This is a genomic window from Gorillibacterium sp. sgz306347, from assembly GCF_059735245.1.
On the sequence record NZ_JCAPET010000003.1, the window covers coordinates 27,935 to 45,467 of the forward strand.

28 protein-coding genes are annotated in these 17,533 nt (G+C 56.1%); 22 read left to right on the plus strand and 6 right to left on the minus strand.

The window, feature by feature from the left end; genetic code table 11:
- Positions 1-167: 167 nt before the first annotated feature.
- The 4 genes from hisS to AC6I6H_RS02820 all read left to right on the plus strand — a co-directional run bounded on the left by hisS (position 168) and on the right by AC6I6H_RS02820 (position 5,601).
- Entirely contained in the window at positions 168-1,424 is a 1,257-nt protein-coding gene (hisS, locus tag AC6I6H_RS02805; protein ID WP_497950931.1) for a histidine--tRNA ligase, read from the plus strand.
- 76 nt (positions 1,425-1,500) lie between these two features.
- Complete coding sequence (gene aspS / locus AC6I6H_RS02810) at positions 1,501-3,285, plus strand: aspartate--tRNA ligase (RefSeq protein WP_497950937.1); 1,785 nt, start codon at positions 1,501-1,503, stop codon at positions 3,283-3,285.
- Between the two features lie 24 nt (positions 3,286-3,309).
- Positions 3,310-4,092, plus strand: coding sequence for a tRNA threonylcarbamoyladenosine dehydratase (locus tag AC6I6H_RS02815; protein WP_497950942.1), 783 nt, complete (start codon positions 3,310-3,312; stop codon positions 4,090-4,092).
- Between the two features lie 201 nt (positions 4,093-4,293).
- The gene (locus AC6I6H_RS02820) at positions 4,294-5,601 is read left to right on the plus strand and encodes a replication-associated recombination protein A (protein ID WP_497950947.1); all 1,308 of its coding nucleotides are present in this window, start codon (positions 4,294-4,296) and stop codon (positions 5,599-5,601) included.
- A gap of 331 nt (positions 5,602-5,932) precedes the next feature.
- Here AC6I6H_RS02820 and AC6I6H_RS02825 read toward each other — a convergent pair whose 3' ends face one another.
- On the minus strand, positions 5,933-6,154 hold the full coding sequence (locus tag AC6I6H_RS02825; RefSeq protein WP_497950950.1) for a DUF2905 domain-containing protein: 222 nt from the start codon (positions 6,152-6,154) through the stop codon (positions 5,933-5,935).
- Between the two features lie 133 nt (positions 6,155-6,287).
- Positions 6,288-7,415, minus strand: a complete 1,128-nt coding sequence (gene mnmA, locus AC6I6H_RS02830) for a tRNA 2-thiouridine(34) synthase MnmA (RefSeq protein WP_497950953.1) — start codon at positions 7,413-7,415, stop codon at positions 6,288-6,290.
- Between the two features lie 185 nt (positions 7,416-7,600).
- Here mnmA and cymR point away from each other — a divergent pair, with 185 nt between their 5' ends.
- Positions 7,601-8,020 carry a cysteine metabolism transcriptional regulator CymR gene (gene cymR / locus AC6I6H_RS02835; protein ID WP_497950956.1) on the plus strand — a complete coding sequence of 140 codons (420 nt, stop codon included), beginning with the start codon at positions 7,601-7,603 and terminating at the stop codon, positions 8,018-8,020.
- 77 nt (positions 8,021-8,097) lie between these two features.
- Here cymR and AC6I6H_RS02840 read toward each other — a convergent pair whose 3' ends face one another.
- From AC6I6H_RS02840 to AC6I6H_RS02850, 3 genes are read right to left on the minus strand one after another with little or no spacing between them, the layout of a single operon-like run.
- Entirely contained in the window at positions 8,098-9,312 is a 1,215-nt protein-coding gene (locus AC6I6H_RS02840; RefSeq protein ID WP_497950960.1) for a tyrosine-type recombinase/integrase, read from the minus strand.
- Positions 9,305-9,844 carry an ImmA/IrrE family metallo-endopeptidase gene (locus tag AC6I6H_RS02845; RefSeq protein ID WP_497950964.1) on the minus strand — a complete coding sequence of 180 codons (540 nt, stop codon included), beginning with the start codon at positions 9,842-9,844 and terminating at the stop codon, positions 9,305-9,307. The genes AC6I6H_RS02840 and AC6I6H_RS02845 overlap by 8 nt, the downstream gene beginning before the upstream one ends.
- A gap of 8 nt (positions 9,845-9,852) precedes the next feature.
- Positions 9,853-10,185, minus strand: a complete 333-nt coding sequence (locus tag AC6I6H_RS02850; RefSeq protein ID WP_497950968.1) for a helix-turn-helix domain-containing protein — start codon at positions 10,183-10,185, stop codon at positions 9,853-9,855.
- A 101-nt stretch (positions 10,186-10,286) separates the two neighbouring features.
- Here AC6I6H_RS02850 and AC6I6H_RS02855 point away from each other — a divergent pair, with 101 nt between their 5' ends.
- From AC6I6H_RS02855 to AC6I6H_RS02915, 13 genes are all read left to right on the plus strand, one after another.
- Entirely contained in the window at positions 10,287-10,511 is a 225-nt protein-coding gene (locus AC6I6H_RS02855; protein WP_497950971.1) for a helix-turn-helix transcriptional regulator, read from the plus strand.
- A gap of 90 nt (positions 10,512-10,601) precedes the next feature.
- Positions 10,602-10,808 (plus strand): helix-turn-helix domain-containing protein, encoded by a 207-nt coding sequence (locus tag AC6I6H_RS02860; RefSeq protein ID WP_497950973.1) that lies wholly within the window; start codon positions 10,602-10,604, stop codon positions 10,806-10,808.
- Positions 10,805-11,008, plus strand: coding sequence for a hypothetical protein (locus AC6I6H_RS02865; protein WP_497950975.1), 204 nt, complete (start codon positions 10,805-10,807; stop codon positions 11,006-11,008). The genes AC6I6H_RS02860 and AC6I6H_RS02865 overlap by 4 nt, the downstream gene beginning before the upstream one ends.
- Positions 11,005-11,598: a Rha family transcriptional regulator gene (locus AC6I6H_RS02870; protein ID WP_497950977.1), complete on the plus strand. Its 594-nt coding sequence runs from the start codon at positions 11,005-11,007 to the stop codon at positions 11,596-11,598. Before AC6I6H_RS02865 ends, AC6I6H_RS02870 begins: the two co-directional genes overlap by 4 nt.
- On the plus strand, positions 11,573-11,734 hold the full coding sequence (locus AC6I6H_RS02875; RefSeq protein ID WP_497950979.1) for a hypothetical protein: 162 nt from the start codon (positions 11,573-11,575) through the stop codon (positions 11,732-11,734). Before AC6I6H_RS02870 ends, AC6I6H_RS02875 begins: the two co-directional genes overlap by 26 nt.
- 14 nt (positions 11,735-11,748) lie before the next feature.
- Positions 11,749-11,985, plus strand: a complete 237-nt coding sequence (locus AC6I6H_RS02880; protein ID WP_497950983.1) for a hypothetical protein — start codon at positions 11,749-11,751, stop codon at positions 11,983-11,985.
- A 9-nt stretch (positions 11,986-11,994) separates the two neighbouring features.
- Entirely contained in the window at positions 11,995-12,411 is a 417-nt protein-coding gene (locus tag AC6I6H_RS02885; protein ID WP_497950985.1) for a hypothetical protein, read from the plus strand.
- A 39-nt stretch (positions 12,412-12,450) separates the two neighbouring features.
- Positions 12,451-12,783, plus strand: a complete 333-nt coding sequence (locus AC6I6H_RS02890; protein ID WP_497950987.1) for a hypothetical protein — start codon at positions 12,451-12,453, stop codon at positions 12,781-12,783.
- Complete coding sequence (locus tag AC6I6H_RS02895) at positions 12,780-13,670, plus strand: DUF4373 domain-containing protein (RefSeq protein ID WP_497950992.1); 891 nt, start codon at positions 12,780-12,782, stop codon at positions 13,668-13,670. Before AC6I6H_RS02890 ends, AC6I6H_RS02895 begins: the two co-directional genes overlap by 4 nt.
- Positions 13,667-13,987 (plus strand): hypothetical protein, encoded by a 321-nt coding sequence (locus tag AC6I6H_RS02900; RefSeq protein ID WP_497950996.1) that lies wholly within the window; start codon positions 13,667-13,669, stop codon positions 13,985-13,987. The genes AC6I6H_RS02895 and AC6I6H_RS02900 overlap by 4 nt, the downstream gene beginning before the upstream one ends.
- Positions 13,977-14,219: a helix-turn-helix domain containing protein gene (locus AC6I6H_RS02905; RefSeq protein ID WP_497950999.1), complete on the plus strand. Its 243-nt coding sequence runs from the start codon at positions 13,977-13,979 to the stop codon at positions 14,217-14,219. The genes AC6I6H_RS02900 and AC6I6H_RS02905 overlap by 11 nt, the downstream gene beginning before the upstream one ends.
- Positions 14,216-14,404 (plus strand): hypothetical protein, encoded by a 189-nt coding sequence (locus tag AC6I6H_RS02910; RefSeq protein WP_497951001.1) that lies wholly within the window; start codon positions 14,216-14,218, stop codon positions 14,402-14,404. The genes AC6I6H_RS02905 and AC6I6H_RS02910 overlap by 4 nt, the downstream gene beginning before the upstream one ends.
- Before the next feature lie 29 nt (positions 14,405-14,433).
- Positions 14,434-15,042, plus strand: coding sequence for an XF1762 family protein (locus AC6I6H_RS02915; protein ID WP_497951003.1), 609 nt, complete (start codon positions 14,434-14,436; stop codon positions 15,040-15,042).
- Here AC6I6H_RS02915 and AC6I6H_RS02920 read toward each other — a convergent pair.
- Positions 15,023-15,328, minus strand: coding sequence for a hypothetical protein (locus AC6I6H_RS02920; protein WP_497951007.1), 306 nt, complete (start codon positions 15,326-15,328; stop codon positions 15,023-15,025). The genes AC6I6H_RS02915 and AC6I6H_RS02920 overlap by 20 nt on opposite strands.
- A gap of 262 nt (positions 15,329-15,590) precedes the next feature.
- Here AC6I6H_RS02920 and AC6I6H_RS02925 point away from each other — a divergent pair, with 262 nt between their 5' ends.
- From AC6I6H_RS02925 to AC6I6H_RS02940, 4 genes are all read left to right on the plus strand, one after another.
- Positions 15,591-16,112: a hypothetical protein gene (locus AC6I6H_RS02925; protein WP_497951011.1), complete on the plus strand. Its 522-nt coding sequence runs from the start codon at positions 15,591-15,593 to the stop codon at positions 16,110-16,112.
- Positions 16,109-16,477 (plus strand): ASCH domain-containing protein, encoded by a 369-nt coding sequence (locus AC6I6H_RS02930; RefSeq protein WP_497951016.1) that lies wholly within the window; start codon positions 16,109-16,111, stop codon positions 16,475-16,477. Before AC6I6H_RS02925 ends, AC6I6H_RS02930 begins: the two co-directional genes overlap by 4 nt.
- Before the next feature lie 221 nt (positions 16,478-16,698).
- The gene (locus AC6I6H_RS02935; protein ID WP_497951466.1) at positions 16,699-17,073 is read left to right on the plus strand and encodes a YoqU family phage-derived protein; all 375 of its coding nucleotides are present in this window, start codon (positions 16,699-16,701) and stop codon (positions 17,071-17,073) included.
- A gap of 1 nt (position 17,074) precedes the next feature.
- On the plus strand, positions 17,075-17,296 hold the full coding sequence (locus AC6I6H_RS02940) for a hypothetical protein (RefSeq protein ID WP_497951021.1): 222 nt from the start codon (positions 17,075-17,077) through the stop codon (positions 17,294-17,296).
- The last annotated feature ends 237 nt before the right edge of the window (positions 17,297-17,533 follow it).

Consider the following 17,533-nt stretch of genomic DNA (forward strand, 5'->3'; position numbering starts at 1 on the left):
GGGAACCGATCGCAGGCAGGGCTTTGTCGACCAGCCGCCGGCGCTTCTGTTCCGAACAAAGGTGGTACCACGGGTGGATCTAAGCGTCCCTCGTCCTTGGCAGTGTCCAGGGGCGGGGGATTTTTTATTCGCCGGCAGCAGCGAGCAAGAACAATGGAGGGAGTCCCATGAGTTTTCAGAAACCGAAAGGCACGCTCGATTTTCTCCCCGGTACGGTGGAAAAATGGCAGCACCTCGAGGAGAAAGCCCGCGCGCTGACATCGCGCTTCCGCTACCGTGAGGTGCGGACGCCGATTTTCGAGCACACCGAGCTGTTCCGCCGGGGGGTAGGAGAGACGACGGATATCGTCGAGAAAGAAATGTACACCTTCCAGGACAAAGGCGACCGCAGCATTACGCTCCGGCCGGAAGGCACCGCGGGCACGGTCCGCGCTTATGCCGAAAACAAGCTGTACGCCGATCCGGACGTTACCAAGCTGTATTATGTCGGTCCGATGTTCCGTTATGAGCAGCCGCAGGCCGGACGCAGCCGCCAGTTCCATCAGTTCGGGATCGAGGCGATCGGCTCGGAAAATCCGGCGGTGGACGCGGAGGTCATCACATTTGGCTATGAATACTGCCGGGAGCTTGGAATCAAGGACGTCCGCGTGGAAATCAATTCCGTCGGAACGCCGGAAATCCGGGCGAATTACCGCTCCGTCCTGCTGGGGTTCCTGGAGCCGATGCGGGAAGAGCTTTGCAAGGACTGCCGCTCCCGCATGGACCGCAACCCGCTCCGGGTGCTGGACTGCAAGATCGACCAGCACCGCTTTGCGGATGCCCCGTCCATTCTCGACAGCCTGGATGACGAATGCCGGTCGCATTTCGAGAAAGTGAAGGCTTACCTGACCGCCATGAAGGTGCCCTTCTCCGTCAATCACCGGCTGGTGCGCGGGCTGGATTATTACACCCACACCGCGTTCGAGTATAAAGCGGCCGGAATCGGCGCCATCGACACCATCGGGGGCGGCGGACGCTACAACGGCCTGGTCGGGCAAATCGGCGGCGAGCAGTACGACCGCCCCGGCGTCGGCATGGCGCTTGGCCTGGAGCGCGTCCTGCTGGTGATGGAGGCGCAGGGCGTAGACATTCCCGCGTATCCGCCGCTCGATCTCTACCTCATCGCATTGGGCGACAAGGCGGAGGAGGAAACCGTGCGGCTGCTCCACGAAGCGCGCCTCCAGGGCGTGACGGCGGAGAAGGATTACCAGGGCCGCAAGCTGAAGTCCGCCATGAAAGCGGCGGACCGGCTGCAGGCGCGGCATGTGGCGATTCTTGGCGACGACGAGCTGCTCGCCGGGGAAATCAGCCTGAAGAATATGCAGACGGGCGAGCAGGTAAAGGTACCGCTCGACCGGTTGATTTCGGAGCTTTCGGGCCGCTGAGCGGCTGAAGGAAGCGTGCGTGAGGATTGTTCCCTTTTTGAGAAACCCAAACTTTTTATAAAGCGAGGAACCCTATATGGCATTGGCAAGAACCCATCATTGCGGCGAGCTTCAAAAAGCGGACGTCGGCCGGGAGGTTGTGCTCACCGGCTGGGCGCAGCGCCGGCGCGACCTCGGCGGCGTGCTGTTCATCGACCTGCGCGACCGCAGCGGCCTGGTGCAAATCGTGTTTAACCCCGATTTCTCCGGCGAGGCGCTCAAAATCGGCGACCGGGTACGCAGCGAATATGTGCTGGCGGTCAAAGGCAAAGTCGTCGAACGCGACGCCGAAACGGTCAACCCGAACCTGAAAACGGGCGATATCGAAGTGCGCGTGACCGAAATCGAAATCCTGAACCCGGCCAAAACGCCGCCGTTTTTCATCGAAGACGGAATTGAAATCGACGAGTCGCTGCGCCTGAAATACCGTTACCTCGACCTGCGCCGTCCGGAAATGCAGAACACGCTGTATCTGCGCTCGAAGGCGGCCAAGGTGTTCCGTGACTTCCTGGATGAAAACGGCTTTTTGGAAGTGGAAACGCCCATTCTCACCCTGAGCTCGCCGGAAGGCGCGCGCGACTACCTCGTTCCGAGCCGCGTGCACCCGGGCGAATTTTACGCCCTGCCGCAGTCGCCGCAAATTTTCAAGCAGCTGCTGATGGTGAGCGGCCTGGAGCGCTATTACCAGATCGCCCGCTGCTTCCGCGACGAGGACCTGCGCGCCGACCGCCAGCCGGAGTTTACCCAGGTGGACATCGAAACCTCCTTCATGGACGAGCACCAGCTACGCGAAATGATGGAAGAGCTGGTGGTCCGTCTGTTTAAAGAAACAAAGGGCGTCGACATTCCCCGCCCGTTCCAGACGCTGACCTATGCGGACGCGATGGGCAAATACGGCTCGGACAAGCCGGACCTGCGCTTTGGCCTGGAGCTGGCCGACGTATCGGACATCGTGGCCGAAAGCGGCGTCAAGGTGTTTGCTTCGGTCGTGGCCGGCGGCGGCATCGTCAAAGCATTGAACGCCAAGGGCTGCGCCAGCTGGAGCCGCAAGGAGCTGGACGACCTGGCGCCGTTTGCATCCCGCTACGGGGGCAAAGGGCTGGCCTGGATTCAAATCAAGGAAGGCGAATGGAAGGGCCCGATCGTCAAATTCCTGAACGAGGCGGAAATCGCCGCGCTTACGGAACGGCTCGGCGCCGAGGAGGGCGACGTGCTGATCTTCTCGGCCGACAAAGCCAAGGTGGTCAATGACGTGCTGGGCAACCTGCGGCTCAAGATCGGCCGCGACCTCGGGCTGATCGACGAATCTGCGTACAAATTCGCCTGGGTGGTTGATTTCCCGCTGTTCAGCTATGACGAAGAAGCGGGCCGTTATGTTGCGGAGCACCATCCGTTTACCCGCCCGAAGGAGGAGGACCTGCATCACTTCGACGGCGATCGGCTCAAGATCCGCGCGCAGGCGTACGACCTGGTGCTGAACGGCTACGAAGTGGGCGGCGGTTCGATGCGGATTTACAAACGCGAGATTCAGGAAAAAATGTTTGAGGCGCTCGGCTTCACGCCGGAGCTTGCCATAGAGAAGTTCGGCTACCTGATGGAAGCCTTTGAATACGGCACCCCGCCGCACGGCGGCATCGCCTTCGGCTTTGACCGGCTGATTATGCTGCTGGCCGGACGCACCAACCTGCGGGAAACGATCGCGTTCCCGAAAACCGCCAGCGCCACCGACCTGCTTACGGATGCGCCGGGACCGGTCGACGACAAGCAGCTGGAAGAGCTTTCGATCCGCGTGGCTCTGAAGCCGGCGCCGCCGAAGGCATAAGACCGCAAAGGAGGCAAAACGCGCATGCTGCATCAATTTTCCCGCAACGAACTGGCGATGGGCCCGGAGGGGCTCGAGGTGCTGAAAAACAGCTCCGTCGCGGTGCTCGGCATCGGCGGCGTCGGCTCGTTTGCGGTTGAAGCGCTGGCGCGCAGCGGCGTCGGCCGGATCGTTATGGTCGACAAGGACGTGGTTGACATCACGAACGTCAACCGCCAGCTGCACGCGCTGCTGTCCACCGTCGGACAGCCGAAGGCAAAGCTGATGCAGGACCGCATCCGCGACATCAACCCCGCGTGCGATGCGATAGCCCTGCAAATGTTCTATACCGAGGAAACCTATGAGCAGTTGTTTGAATACAACTTCGATTACGTGGTGGACGCGTCGGACACGATCATTTACAAAATCCATCTGATCAAGCAGTGCCTGGAGCGGGGCATCCCGATCATCTCCAGCATGGGCGCGGCCAACAAAATGGACCCGACCCGCTTCCGGGTCGCCGACATTTCCAAGACGACGGTCGATCCGATCGCCCGCGTTATCCGTCAGCGGCTGCGCAAGGATGGCATCCGCAAGGGCGTGAAGGTGGTCTTCTCGACGGAGGAGCCGATTATTCCCCGTGAGGACATCACGCAGCAGATTGCACCAGTAGGCGCGAAGACGCGCAAGGCGCAGATGCCGCCCGCGAGCAATGCGTTTGTGCCGTCCACGGCCGGCCTGATCTGTGCGAGCGTGGTCGTCCGCGACCTGCTGGCCAAGGCCGGCGGCGAGTGGATGGCCGAGCAGAAAGGCATCTACCGCGGCTGAACCGGCGCTAGAGGGAACGGGCGGGAGACGCTGCGTGCGGGAGATGGGGCCATGCCCCGCCGGGCAAGCTCCGGCAACGGCGGAACGCTTTTCCGGCTTTGTCGGAGCGCGGGCGCAGGTGGTATAATCAAAGCATGCCGACGCGGCGGAGCAAGCCGCGGGCGGCATGCTTTTTTCATGGCAGGGAGAGGTGGGACCGCAGTGGATTTGTTTTCATATCAGGCGTCCCGGGACCCCGGCGGCAAGCTGCTTGCCGACCGGATGCGGCCGGAAACGCTTGAGGACTATATCGGCCAGGAGCATCTGGTCGGCCCGGGAAAGCTACTCCGCCGGATGATCGAGGCGGACCGGATTTCGTCAATTTTGCTATACGGTCCGCCGGGGACCGGAAAAACAACCCTGGCCCATATCATTTCGCACCGGACGAACGGGGAATTCGTCAAGCTGAACGCGGTGGACGCCACGCTGAAGGATGTCCGGGAAGCGATCGAGCAGGCGGAGAACAGCAAAGCCCTTTACGGGCGCCGGACCATCCTGTTTCTGGACGAGGTGCATCGGTTCAATACGGCCCGTCAGGATGCGCTTCTGCCTGCGGTGGAGCAGGGGATCATCGTCTTCATCGGCGCTACGACGGAAAATCCGTTTCATCATGTGAACGGGGCTCTTTTGTCCCGTTCTACGCTGTTTCAGCTTGAGGCGCTCACGCACGAGCATTCGCTGATCGCGCTCAAGCGGGCGCTGGCCGACCGGGAGCGCGGCCTCGGCACGCTGCCGATCGAGCCGGAGGAGGGCGCGCTGGAGCACATCGCCCGGATGGCGAACGGCGACATCCGCCGAGCGCTGAACGCGCTCGAGATCGCCGCGCTGACGACGCCGCCCGAGGCCGACGGCACGGTGCGGATCACGGTGGAGGCGGCCGAGGAATCGGTGCGCCGCCCGACGGCCAAGGCGGACCCGTCGACGCAGTACGACGTGCTGTCCGCCTTTCACAAAAGCGTGCGCGGCTCCAGCGACGCGGCGCTGTTCTGGTTCCTCTATGCCGTCGAGAAGCTTGGCATGGACCCGATGACCTTCCTGCGGCGGCTCATTGTTGCATGCAGCGAGGACATCGGGCTCGCCAACCCGCAGGCGATGGTGCAGGCGGTGACCGCGATGGATGCCTATCACAAGATCGGCTGGCCGGAGGCGCGCTACAACATCGCCCAAGCCATCCTGTTCGCGGTAGAAAGCCCGAAATCGAACAGCATCGCCGTCACGCTGGGGAAAATCGGTGCGGCATTCGAGCGGATCGGCTCGGCCGAGGTGCCGCTGCACTTGCGCGACGCCCATTACAGCGGAGCGGCCAAGCTGGGGCATAAAGGCTATCGCTACCCGCACGATTATCCGGGCCATTTCGTGGACCAGCAGTATTTGCCGGACCCGGTCCGCGACGCCGTGTTCTTTGAAGCGAGCGAGCAGGGAACCGAAGCCAAGATGAAGCAAAATCAGGAGAAACGCCGGGGCGGCTAAAATGGCGGTTGGCAGCAGCCGGCAAGAGTGCAGGCCAATGCCAATCAAAAGGGACGATTGCGTTTGAATGGCGGTTGCGCTTGCCGGAGCGGAAAAGGTTGGCCTTTTCCGCGGGGACGTTAGCTTTTCAAGCGGAGGCCGTCCGCAATCTGGATTGGGAAGGCGAACGTTCGCCGCTTCCCATGCTGCTTTCGCAAGAAATTGTGAAAGGCGGGGCGGGGAGCCGACGGTTGCGGCAATTCGGAGGACGGAGAGCGACCGCAAAAAACAGCCTGCCGGGGCTCCCGACAGGCTGCATAGGGCCGGCCGGGGCAGCCCGGCCTGGCTTTATTTATTTGAGAAACCATCGGATCACGTACCACGCCAGGGACAAAACGGCGCTTAGCAGAAGACACGTGACAACCGGAAAATAAAACCGCGTGTTTCCGCGCTCAATGACGATGTCGCCGGGCAGCCGGCCCAGCGACAGCCCGCGTCCGGCAAGCTGCCAGAGCAGACCGAGCACGATCAGCACCGCTCCTCCGATGATCAGGGTTTTTGCGGTCGGATTCAAAAGGAACGCCTCCCCAGGCCAATCAAGAATCGGACGACTTCACGACCTTTCGCTTAACCCGGCTTGCTTTGCTTCTACTCCGAAGCCGGTCGCCGGTCCGGTTCTACCGGATCGCTTCCGGGCTTCCGCCCGTTCAGTCGGCCGAAACCGGCGTTTTGGCCAGCCGCGTGACTTTGTCGATGGTTCCGCCGCCGAGGCAGACTTCCCCGTCATAAAAGACGACGGCCTGGCCGGGCGTAATGGCTTTTTGCGGCTGGTCGAACACGACCCGGACCGCCCCGCCGTCCAGCGGCTCCACCGTGACCGCCTGGTCCGGCTGGCGGTAGCGGAATTTGGCGGTGCACATGAACGAATTGCCCGAGCCAAACGGCTCGTCGCCGATCCAGTTCACGCCCGTTGCAACAAGCGCGGTCGAGTACAGCCGGTCGTCCAGCTCGCCCTGGACCACGTACAGGACGTTGTTCGCCAGGTCCTTTTCCGCGACGAACCACGGTTCGCCGGTGCCCGATCCGCCGATGCCGAGCCCTTGGCGCTGGCCGAGCGTGTAATACATCAGGCCCTCGTGGCGCCCTTTCACTTCGCCTTCGTAGGTGCGGATTTCGCCCGGCTGGGCCGGCAGGTACTGGCTCAGGAAATCCTTGAAGTTGCGTTCGCCGATGAAGCAGACTCCGGTCGAATCCTTCTTCTTGGCCGTATACAGCCCGGCGGCCGCCGCGATTTCCCGCACCTTCGGCTTCGGCAGGTTGCCGATCGGGAACATCGCCTTGGAAAGCTGATACTGGTTCAGCGCATTCAGGAAATATGTCTGATCCTTATTGGAATCGACGCCCCGTAGCAGCCGGAATCGGCCGTCCTTCTGATCCACGCGGGCGTAATGGCCGGTGGCGATGTAGTCCGCGCCCAGCTCCAGCGCCTTTTGCAAAAATTCGCCGAACTTGATTTCGCGGTTGCACATCACGTCCGGGTTGGGCGTGCGGCCGGCGCGGTATTCATCCAGGAAATAACTGAACACTTTATCGTAATACTCTTTTTCGAAGTTGACCGTATAGCAGGGAATGCCGATCTGGTCGCAAACGCGGCGCACGTCCGCCGCATCCTCCTCGGCGGTGCAGACGCCGAATTCGTCGGTATCGTCCCAATTTTTCATGAAAATCCCGATAACCTCATACCCCTGCTCCTTCAGCAGCAGAGCGGCCACGGAGGAATCGACTCCTCCCGACATGCCGAGGACCACCCGGGTTTTGGCGTTGTCTGGCGTCATGATGACTCACCTTTCTTTCTTCGCGGAGCAAGTCCGTCTGTTCCGTTATTGTACCATATCGGCAAGAAAAAGTTTGCATCCCCGGTTTTCGGGGAAGGCTGAAATGTGATACCATATATCCGATAGGGATTCTTTAAGAATCCTTTTTGCTTTCGGGCTTATCATATTTATGAAGAGGTGCGGTTTTGAAAATTTCGACAAAGGGCCGTTACGGTCTGACCATCATGATGGAACTGGGCGCGCGTGTCGGCGAAGGCCCCACGTCTCTGAAAAGCATCGCCGAGAAGCACGGCCTGTCCGAGCATTACCTGGAGCAGCTGATCGCTCCTCTCCGGAACGCCGGCCTGGTCAAAAGCATCCGCGGCGCGTACGGCGGCTACGTGCTTTCCCGTCCCGCCGAAGAAATTACGGCCGGCGACATCATCCGCGTCCTGGAAGGGCCGATCAGTCCGGTGGATTTCACCGACGAAGACGATCCGGCAAAGCGCGACCTGTGGATGCGCATCCGCGACAGCATCGCGAGCGTGCTCGATTCCACGACGCTGCATTCGCTCGTCAATTACCACGACGAAGGCAAATACGACAGTTATATGTTCTATATCTAAAGGGATGTAGAAAATCCTTGCATTCAAAGGGAAAATGGCGGTTAGGGAGATTAATACGTCCACGGATTACCCACGGGCTAGTTATTGATTGCCCATTCGAAGTCGTCCGCTATGCTCATTTGCCTATTCTTTGTAACGTGCAGGTAAATTAATGTGGTGGTCTTTGAATTTCCTTTGTGGCCTATTCGGGCCTGTACTTCCGGCAAGCCGACCCGAGGGTTCGATGCCAGTAAAGAAACGTGAGTATGTCGAAGGCTATGAGGAGACAGTTTTTCGGGCAAACCAGCTTTTTGTAACACTTTGTGCATTAAAGGGATTACGCTTGTTACCGATATGGGGTAACCCGGGTAGACGCTGCTCCAAAATACAAAGTTATCATTGGGGTTAAAAGACTTAGCCGAAAGTCGTTCTCTTTTTTGCCAATCCATCAAAGCTTCAAACGCCTTGGAAACTGTCTCTCCAAAGCTGACAATACGTTCGCTTTGCTCATTCTTTGTTGGGCCGAATTTGTATTTCAGTACACTCGATCCTGCTATCTGTTTATTTACGTCAATAGTTCTGCGCTTCAGGTCAATGTCTTCCCATTGTAATCCTGCGGCCTCGCTGATCCGTAAACCGGTATAAGCTAAAACGAGGTATAAAGCCCAGTAATTCACTGAAAGTGTGAATCTGGCGACTTGCAAAAACTTTTTAAGCTCGTCTTTTTCAAGGAATTTGGGAAGAATCTGCCGCTTTTCGCCTGGTTTCCTTGCGTGTTGCTTTTCTTTTGGTATAACCGCGCCTTCCGCAGGGTTAATCTTGATAAACTGGTGGCGCTTTGCGGATTGAAACATTAAGTGCCCTGCCGTGTGAACGGTCGTTATTGTGCTACGTTTCAAACCCTTTTCTTTCAATTTGTGGAGGAAAGTTTGGTACATGCTAGGAGTTACGGTGTGAAGAAAAAACCCCCCGAATTCTTTGCATATTCGGCTGAGTCCGTATTCCCTTGAAGCAATAGTATTGCCTGCAGGTTCTCTTTCGAGAATGTACTCTTTCAGCCATTCTTTGCCCCATGCGCTTACTGTTATGTTATGTTCGTAAGCTAACGTTTTTTGTATTTTCTGCGCTTTAATCAAAACCCCGAAATTTACAGCCTCCTGAACTGAATCAAAACGCGGAGACTCCATCTGCTTGCTCGTCTTTTTCTCAACGCCGTTAACAATAATTGTTGTCGGAACGCGGTAACGATATGTAAATTTACCGTCGCGTTCTCTAACATTTACAGGCAAATCCCCTGTTTTCTTTTTAGACAATTGTCTCGCTCCTTTCTTTCGAAAAATTTAGGGATGCTTGAAAAACCGAATTGATTTTCGATTGGAATATCCTCCTTTCAATTTGTTGAAATCTCGCCTCTGCCAGTTCGTAAGTGACCTTAAAATCATGCGCAATGTAGTAGATATACGAGTGACGGTGTTGAAATTGTTTGGGATCAGCAAGCATGAAAAAAGGAATGGCTGCGTATGCCTGAAATTGCTCTGCCTGCGCTTCTTGCAAGATCCTGAACAGCTCTGGCATCTTCCTCTGGTCACCACAATGCCGCAATAAATGCCCGAGTTCGTGGAAAAAATCTTCCCTCATCTCTTCCTCGCTCAAATATTCCGATAAGAAGATGGCCTTCTCTTCGTAATTTACGAAAGACTTGCCCCTATAAAAAGCAACTTCAACCCCAAAAAGTGATGCCACGTTTGCTATTTCTAAATCCTCTGGCGATTTAATGCCTACTTTGCGGTAAAAATCAGTAATCCAAATCTCTAGGCTTGTACATTTATACAAAGTGAATTCCATACTGCAAGTCACTCCTGCCGCGTTTTTTTGAGTTTGCGGAATGCTTCGATTGCTGCCTCTGCGACTCGGAATTCTTCTTCAGTCCACCCCCTGCCGCCGTCTTTGAATGCCATCGTCGTCTTTTCGCTTACGGGCGTTGGATCGTCAATTTTCCCTAAAAGGTAGTCGGTATTGGTATCCAAGATTTCAGCGATTTTCATGAGGTCGACGCTCGACGGAGTGACACGGCCGTTTTCGATATGGCCAAAATTAGAGCTGCCCATTCCTAATCTTTGAGCTATGTCCTTTTGTGTAAAACCGCGCTTTTTTCTTAGCGCGCGAATTCTCGTACCTAAACTCATTATAACACCGTCCTCAGAAATAAAGTATTAAAAATACGATTATAAGTATTGACTGTATTTTTAATACGGTTTATACTTTGGACATCAGGAGGTGAAGAGACTTGAAAAGAGAGGCGTTGAAGCAGGCGAGGGTTGAAATGGGCCTCAATCAAATTCAAGCCGCCGAAAAACTCGACATACACGTGGATCATGTTCGTAGTTTGGAATACGGGAGGGTTAATCCAAGCCCGAAACTAATGTTCCGCATATGTGGGTTTTACCAAAAGGCGCCCGAGCTTTTGTTTCCTGACATCACAAATTGTATTATCAATACGATAATTGAATAATACTGTATTTTAAATGTGATTGTCAATGATATGGAAATATTTTTTTGCGCAAAAACTGTATTTAAAATACTGTTTTAAGGAGGTACAACGGTGAGTGACGTAATCCAGCTACGCCCCACGCTTGATGTTCTTGACGCAGCTAACTACCTGAAAGTTAGCAAGTTCACTGTTATTAATCGAATCAAGGAGGGGAAGTTGAAAGCCTATAAGCAGGGGAAGTGCTGGCGCATTAAACGGGAATGGATATTGGAATATGAAAGCGAATTGACCCAAAACGTAATAGGTGTTCAAAAATGAACCAAACCAAACACAACATCCAATACACCTGCCAAACCCTGCTCGACGCCGGGGCTGCCGATCTACTGCCGGGTTTTATACAGGCGGCCCGGCGATGTTGGGCAGACAGCCCGGCGATCCAGCGGTTTTTGGATGACATGGAGACCCGGTTCATTGACTCACTGGAGCCGGAGAAATTGGAGAAAGGAGCAAACACATGAAGCTGGTATACATCGACAACGGCCGCCCGGTAACGGACAGCCTGACGGTCGCTGAGGCGTTCGACAAGCACCATAAAGATGTGATGCGTGATGTTCGGGGCCTTCTCTGTAGTGCCGAATTTCATCGGCGCAATTTTGCGCTGATCGATTACACCGATGCCGGAGGGCGCACCTATCAAAAGTACCTCATGACAGAGCAGGGGTTTACCCTCCTTGCCATGGGATACACCGGAACAAAGGCGATGGAATTCAAGGAACGCTACATTGCCGAATTTGACCGCCTCCGCCGGCAGGCAACTGCGGGCGCCGTAGACATCACGAGTTTTAACCCGATCCTCCAGCAGTTGATCCAAGCCGAACAACGGCAGATGGAGTTGGAGGCGCGCCAGGCCGCAACTGAGCTGCAGATCGAAACGATCAAAGAAACATTCCTGCAACGGGATGAAGATTGGCGGGCGAAGCTCAAACGGCCTGTTAAACGGAGCAGCACATCGGCAGGGAGGCACGTACCGCGAAATGCGGAACCTGAGCTACCGCCTATTGGAAGAGCGCGGCCGCTGCGACTTGGACAAGCGCCTCCGCAACCTTAAACAGCGCCTGGCCGATGCCGGGGCCACGAAGTCCAGGATCGAGGACGCCAACCGGCTCGACATCATCGAAGAAGAACCGCGCCTCAAGGAAATCTATACGACCATCGTCAAGGAATTGGCGCTGGGATCGCTTTGAAAGGGGAGAAAGAAATGGGTTGGAAGCTTGAAAGCATGTGGGTACGCCGTAACACAAGGGGTGTGATCGTCCAGGTGGAGGCGGCCAGCAGTTCGCTCGCGCCGGAGCGGAGAGAGGTCGAAAGCCTGATCGACCGACTCGCCGTTTTCTACCATAGCGACTACGCCAAAAAGAATCGGCCGGAAGTGCGCCAGGTCCCTTTCCGGGATTGGCTGCAGCGTGAACTGGCGAAGCGGGAAATCAAATTATAGGAGGTTCATATGGACGTTCAACTTTTTTTCGAAGCTTCAGCCCGCCGCTCCCTCGCCGATGGGACGGCCGGCGAATTGGCCGGATCCATCGCGGCCGGGCTTGGCACACTGGTTATGCTCGCTTGCGGCCCCTCGGCCACCCAGGCAGAGATTGACGCGGCGACGGACACGATATGCGACATGGTCAGGCGGGCGGCTGCCGACGCACAGGACGCGGCCCGGGCGCTGGCGGCGTTCCGCCGGCCGACTCCCCGCCAGATGCGCCTGCGGAGCTGCGGGAATCTATTGCAAATGATCGAGACGACCCCGAGCCAGCGGGCGCGGGAGCAGATGCAACGCCAATACATGGCCGCCGTCTCGCGGATAAAAAAAGGACAACCCGGCGGGGTAGGAGCCGCCAGATTGTCACTCGTCAAAACCAATTGACCTTTATTATACCATACCCGGTCGAAGGAGGAATACCTGATGCCGATCGGAGATTTTCTGCCGGCGCCGAAGCCAGCAAAGAGCATCCGCATCAAGCAGACGCAAAAGCAAAAGGGAGACATCGGCGCCAAGGCGGACGCGGGTCTACGCGCCCGCTCCGGCGGCGTATGCGAGCTTTGCCGGCAGGCCCGGGCGACAGAGCGGGCTCACCTGATCGGCCGCCGGCACATCAACCATAAAACCCGCGCAGCCGACCTCCTGCACCTTTGCACCCCGTGTCACCGCTGGCTGGACGGGACGCCGGAGGGTATCCGGACGCGCCGGCTGATGGCCGAAATGATTGATTACGCTATAAAGCAGGTGACGGGATGAAAGACGCTTACTACTTCAGCCATGACTCTAACGCCCGAAGCGATCCCAAAATTTTAGCGATGCGAAGCGTGTACGGCGGGGAAGGCTACGGCTGGTATTGGATGCTTGTAGAAATGATGCGCGACGCGGACGGCCATTGTCTCGATATGCAATCAAAATACGCGTGGGATGCATATGCAATGCAACTGCATGGCGAACGCAGCAAAGTTGAAGGTTTCATTCGGGACTGCATCGAGGAGTTTGACCTATTTGAATCGGACGGCTCCACCTTCTGGAGCGAATCTCTGCTACGGCGAATGAAGAAGAAGGAAGAGGTCTCAGTAAAGAAACAGAAAGCTGCCCAAATCAGGTGGGACAAGGAAAAACAGACCTCTAACGATGCAATGGATATGCATATGCATAGCACCGGGGATGCGGATGATTTGCAAAACGATGCAAATAAAAGAAAAGAAAAGGAAAGAGAAAGGAAAGGAAATAAAAAAGATACTCCCCCTATATCCCCCTCCGGGGGACAGGAACCGCTCAAAATCAAGTATGACGAATTTGTCTACATGACCGAAGACCAATTCCAGAAACTCACCGAAAAAATGGGCGAGAGCGAGCGCGACCGGTTGATTCTGGAGTGCAGCGCTTGGATGAGTGGGCAGACCGCCCGGGTTCAGAAGGGGCGGGACGCCTACAGGACAATCCTTGCATGGCACCAACGGGATCAGGATAAGCGCCGGGCGAAGCCGCCGCAGCGGGGCGGATTTCGGAGCGGGAAGCAACCCTTACCTACCATGACCGGCGCTGCCGCTCCCAAGGCGCCACCGCCTACCGATGCGGAGCTGGAGGAAATGTTCGCGCGGGCTGACAGGCTCGACAGGGAAAGGGGCGTGCCGACATGAACGGAATCGAATTCCTTTTTGCAGACCCTCGCCCGCAGCTCCGGGACTCGCGGCATTGGACTCGGCTGCTCCGTTGGATCGGCATTGTCGTCAAGGACAAAGACACGGCCCTCACACTGCAAAAGAGGCTGTGGACCTTGAGGAGCATCGGGACAACCCTCGAAAACAGTTATCACACCGGATGGCGCTTTGTCCCCAAAATCGGACCGGACGCTTGGCCGGACCAAGATTTTTACGATCACATCAAACGGACCCATCTGGCGCCGCATGCAGCAGACATAAAGGCAGCACTGGAGGCGATCGACAATGGGGTATAGGTTGATCCGCAAATGCCGTTACGTAGCCGGTGAGTATCAAAATCATTTCTGGGACGAGCCCCAGGTCATCGAGTTTCGGCGCCTTTGGCGAAAAGGATATTCGATCACTCAAATTTCTAAAGAGCTAAAACGTCACAAATACGACGTCGCCGTGCTGGCTCTCGATCAGCTCTATCTACAAAAGATCGGCCCGCGAACGGATGGCATCGAAATCGGGAGGCACAAAGTATGAACGACCTGTGGAAGGAAGCGACCGAAGAAGCACTTTGGGCCCTGTTGCACGACCGGACAGCCGAATACGACGCCCGCATGGAGGCAGCCCGAGAGGTCCGGCGCCGCGAGTTGGAGCGGCAGGGAGATCGAGGGAGCAAGCCGCAACTGCAGCTGCACCGCTTATGGAACGGGGTGGAAGAGTGATTGTTGTTTGCCCGGAATGTTTTCGGGACATGCAAGAGATCGCACCGGATCGTCACCGGTGCCCGGGCTGCGGGTTTGAAGCGGAGCAAATCACAATCGAGAAAGCAGGGTACGCCGATGCATCAGTACTTCCGATTCCATGCAGCTTGCAAGATAGCTCGAAAAGAAATGAGGTTAAGACCGTGCTTACACTTCAGCCCTGCACCTTTGAAGACGCCTGCGCCTTTGTCGAACAATACCACCGGCACCACAAACCGCCCATCGGACACAAATATAGCATTGCGGCAGCGGGTGGCGAGCGAGTAGTTGGCGTGATCATGGTCGGCCGACCCGTCGCCCGGCACCTGGACAATGGCCGAACGCTTGAGGTCACTCGATGCTGTACAGATGGCACAAAAAATGCCGCATCACTTTTATACGGAGCGGCGTGGCGGGCGGCGAAGGCCCTTGGATATCGACGGATTGTGACATATACGATGGCGTCGGAGCCCGGCACTAGTCTGCGAGCGGCGGGCTGGAGGAGCCTCTACCAGACGCCCGGGAAGAGCTGGAGCGTGCCAACCCGACCGCGGATCGACCGGCATCCGCTCGGACAAAAGACGATTTGGGAAATGGGGGTTACTTCTCCGTCATCGTAAACTCGACCAACTGCTTACAGTGAGAACATTTTCCTGAATATGTATGACTTTTTTTGTCGGGATTCATGGTTTCCGAGATGAATGTCCAAAAGGATGTGATAATGCCCGGAATTGAAAGGAATCCGAGAATAATTGCAATCAGTCCTGTTATTCCTGGGTCTGCAACTGCGTCCCCGCTCCTCAAAACATTGACCATAAAAAACGCGAACAAGACGACAAACCAAACAAAGAGAAGAAGACTTAGAAAAACGAGCCATTTCCAAAAACTCTTAAATTTTTTCTTCAAATTGATTCCTCCTTGCTGCTATTACGTGGAGGTAAATGTAAAAGTTTCGCTGTTTAGGAGGTAGCCATGAGAGCCCCAGGCATAACGTTCGGAGGGGATTCACAGGAGGAGCGTCGGCGCCGACTGATGCGCCAAAGCATCTTGGATACGCGCCAGGCATATCCAAGGATGTCGGACAACCAGATCGCTGATAGGTACAACAAAAAATACGGCATAGCCCCGGAGGCAGTCCTGCGGGTGCTACGAAAAGGAGCGGCCAATAATGATCAATGTGAAGGAACTTTGTAAGCAAATCCGGCAATCATCCAAACGCTATCTGATCTGGGCCCACACGGATCAACATTACATTTCCAATCGTTATTGGGCAGTTCGATATGAGCTGGACGCCATGCCTCGGGAAGTGTTGGTTGCACTTTTCAGCGTCTTCGCCGAGATTCCGGAAAAAGGGCAAACCTTATATATCACTCCCCAAGGGCCCGCGGTTGCGACTGTAACTAACTGGGTTGACGTGTTTGGCGCATCCAGCCCGATCCCAGTCAATGCCACGCTTTACCTCAAAGTCTACGACAAGATACGCATGAACATTTTCATGATGGAAAACAAACCGATATTCATCGACTCCACTTACACTGCGCTCCTTGAACACATCGGCTCATCGCTCGGCTTTACGTCCGGTATAGGGAGGCCGGTTCTTTTCGAAGAAGGCCGGCTAGTCCTACTTCCCTTTAGGGGTGTGGCCGATGATCCCGATCTGGATCATTTGTTGAAAGAGGTCGCACAATGAACGGCCTGATCGTTCGTGAACCGTGGATAACGATGTTCTTTCGCGAGAAGGACAAAAAAGACTGGGAAATACGCAGCCGCCGGACCGCCGTGCGCGGGCCGATCGCTCTTATCCAAAGCGGCACCGGCCTGATCGTCGGCACGGCGGATCTGACGGACTGCCACGAGATATCCCGGGCCGCGTTTGACCTGTACTTTGCCCGGCACCGTGTGCCGGATATATCCGATGTATCTTACAGCCGGCTGTGGGCATGGGAACTGCGCGACGCCCGCCGGCTGCCGGAGCCAATCCCATACCGGCATCCGCAAGGAGCGGTCATATGGGTTCGGTTGCCAGATGATATCTTTCAAAGGAGTGAAGTGTAATGACAGAGACGTTGGGTCTATTCAAAATATTTATTCCAGAGTGGGATTACTGCGTACACAAAACAGCCGCGACAGCCGGTGCCGCGAAATACAAAGCATTTCTCAGTATAAGCGACTGCTACCCCGACATGACTTTCCGGGACTTCCTCAAAGGAACGAAGGTCCAAAAAATAGGCGAGGCAAAACCAGACCCAAGAACACCAGAGCACATTCAACACCGGATGGATGTCGTAAATGAACTCATCAAGGAAATCGGCCAGCGAGGGCGCCGGTTCCTTTATTCCCATCGCTACGATCGGTTTGCTCATTTCTTTTGGTCGGGAGGCGCTCTCTGGTTGATGGATGATCACACTGGCCGGCCGTTGATTATGAGCGATTCGGTTCCGGACGAGCATTATCATTTCAGCCACGGAGGCACGCTGTGGGGCCTCGTATGCGACTTTCGCGATTACATCAACGGCAACGACCACGCCAACCACAATAACGGATACGGCGGCCTGTACTGCCCGCATTGGGGTTATCCCGAAGACGACATGCAGGCGATCCGGGAGCGGGCTATGGAGCTGGGGTATCTGACGGAGAAAGCGAGAGGATAACATGAACAACCAATCAAGAGGACTCTATAACAAATACCAGATCATTAAAAGAGATACCGGCCAGGAGGCCGAAGGAGATTACTTCGTGTTGAAGCCGGAGAAGGACCCGGCGGTCCGCGCGGCTTTAGAGGCATACGCGCTGACCGCCAAGAACAAACAACTGGCTTACGAGATCATGGCCTGGCTTGCCAGTTTGCCGCAGGCCATCGACCCGAACAGATAATCACAAGAAAGCGAGAGGCTAGCGTGGGAAATCCAAACTGTGCCAACCCCAAATGCACACACGACCAATGCACTCGCACCGTCCTGTACGGAGACATAATCCTTTGTTGGATCTGCTATCAAAAGGTGCCGCCCCGGCAGCGGGCGGAAGCCGTGCGCACCGGGAAGAATCAGGGTTTCCCGAAAGCCCCGAATTGGCCGACAAATCCCGGGATGTAGCCCGGAGGCCGATTGGATT

Coding starts and splice junctions, on each gene's coding strand:
- AC6I6H_RS02850 (WP_497950968.1), bottom strand. CDS start 10,185: ATGAGTTTAGGTACGAGAATTCGCGCGCTAAGAAAAAAGCGCGGTTTT.
- AC6I6H_RS02940 (WP_497951021.1), top strand. CDS start 17,075: ATGAACAACCAATCAAGAGGACTCTATAACAAATACCAGATCATTAAA.
- AC6I6H_RS02915 (WP_497951003.1), top strand. CDS start 14,434: ATGCAAGAGATCGCACCGGATCGTCACCGGTGCCCGGGCTGCGGGTTT.
- AC6I6H_RS02935 (WP_497951466.1), top strand. CDS start 16,699: ATGGATGTCGTAAATGAACTCATCAAGGAAATCGGCCAGCGAGGGCGC.
- mnmA (WP_497950953.1), bottom strand. CDS start 7,415: ATGACGCCAGACAACGCCAAAACCCGGGTGGTCCTCGGCATGTCGGGA.
- AC6I6H_RS02885 (WP_497950985.1), top strand. CDS start 11,995: ATGGACGTTCAACTTTTTTTCGAAGCTTCAGCCCGCCGCTCCCTCGCC.
- AC6I6H_RS02925 (WP_497951011.1), top strand. CDS start 15,591: ATGATCAATGTGAAGGAACTTTGTAAGCAAATCCGGCAATCATCCAAA.
- AC6I6H_RS02870 (WP_497950977.1), top strand. CDS start 11,005: ATGAAGCTGGTATACATCGACAACGGCCGCCCGGTAACGGACAGCCTG.
- AC6I6H_RS02815 (WP_497950942.1), top strand. CDS start 3,310: ATGCTGCATCAATTTTCCCGCAACGAACTGGCGATGGGCCCGGAGGGG.
- AC6I6H_RS02900 (WP_497950996.1), top strand. CDS start 13,667: ATGAACGGAATCGAATTCCTTTTTGCAGACCCTCGCCCGCAGCTCCGG.
- AC6I6H_RS02845 (WP_497950964.1), bottom strand. CDS start 9,844: ATGGAATTCACTTTGTATAAATGTACAAGCCTAGAGATTTGGATTACT.
- AC6I6H_RS02895 (WP_497950992.1), top strand. CDS start 12,780: ATGAAAGACGCTTACTACTTCAGCCATGACTCTAACGCCCGAAGCGAT.
- AC6I6H_RS02905 (WP_497950999.1), top strand. CDS start 13,977: ATGGGGTATAGGTTGATCCGCAAATGCCGTTACGTAGCCGGTGAGTAT.
- AC6I6H_RS02890 (WP_497950987.1), top strand. CDS start 12,451: ATGCCGATCGGAGATTTTCTGCCGGCGCCGAAGCCAGCAAAGAGCATC.
- hisS (WP_497950931.1), top strand. CDS start 168: ATGAGTTTTCAGAAACCGAAAGGCACGCTCGATTTTCTCCCCGGTACG.
- aspS (WP_497950937.1), top strand. CDS start 1,501: ATGGCATTGGCAAGAACCCATCATTGCGGCGAGCTTCAAAAAGCGGAC.
- AC6I6H_RS02930 (WP_497951016.1), top strand. CDS start 16,109: ATGAACGGCCTGATCGTTCGTGAACCGTGGATAACGATGTTCTTTCGC.
- AC6I6H_RS02880 (WP_497950983.1), top strand. CDS start 11,749: ATGGGTTGGAAGCTTGAAAGCATGTGGGTACGCCGTAACACAAGGGGT.
- AC6I6H_RS02865 (WP_497950975.1), top strand. CDS start 10,805: ATGAACCAAACCAAACACAACATCCAATACACCTGCCAAACCCTGCTC.
- AC6I6H_RS02910 (WP_497951001.1), top strand. CDS start 14,216: ATGAACGACCTGTGGAAGGAAGCGACCGAAGAAGCACTTTGGGCCCTG.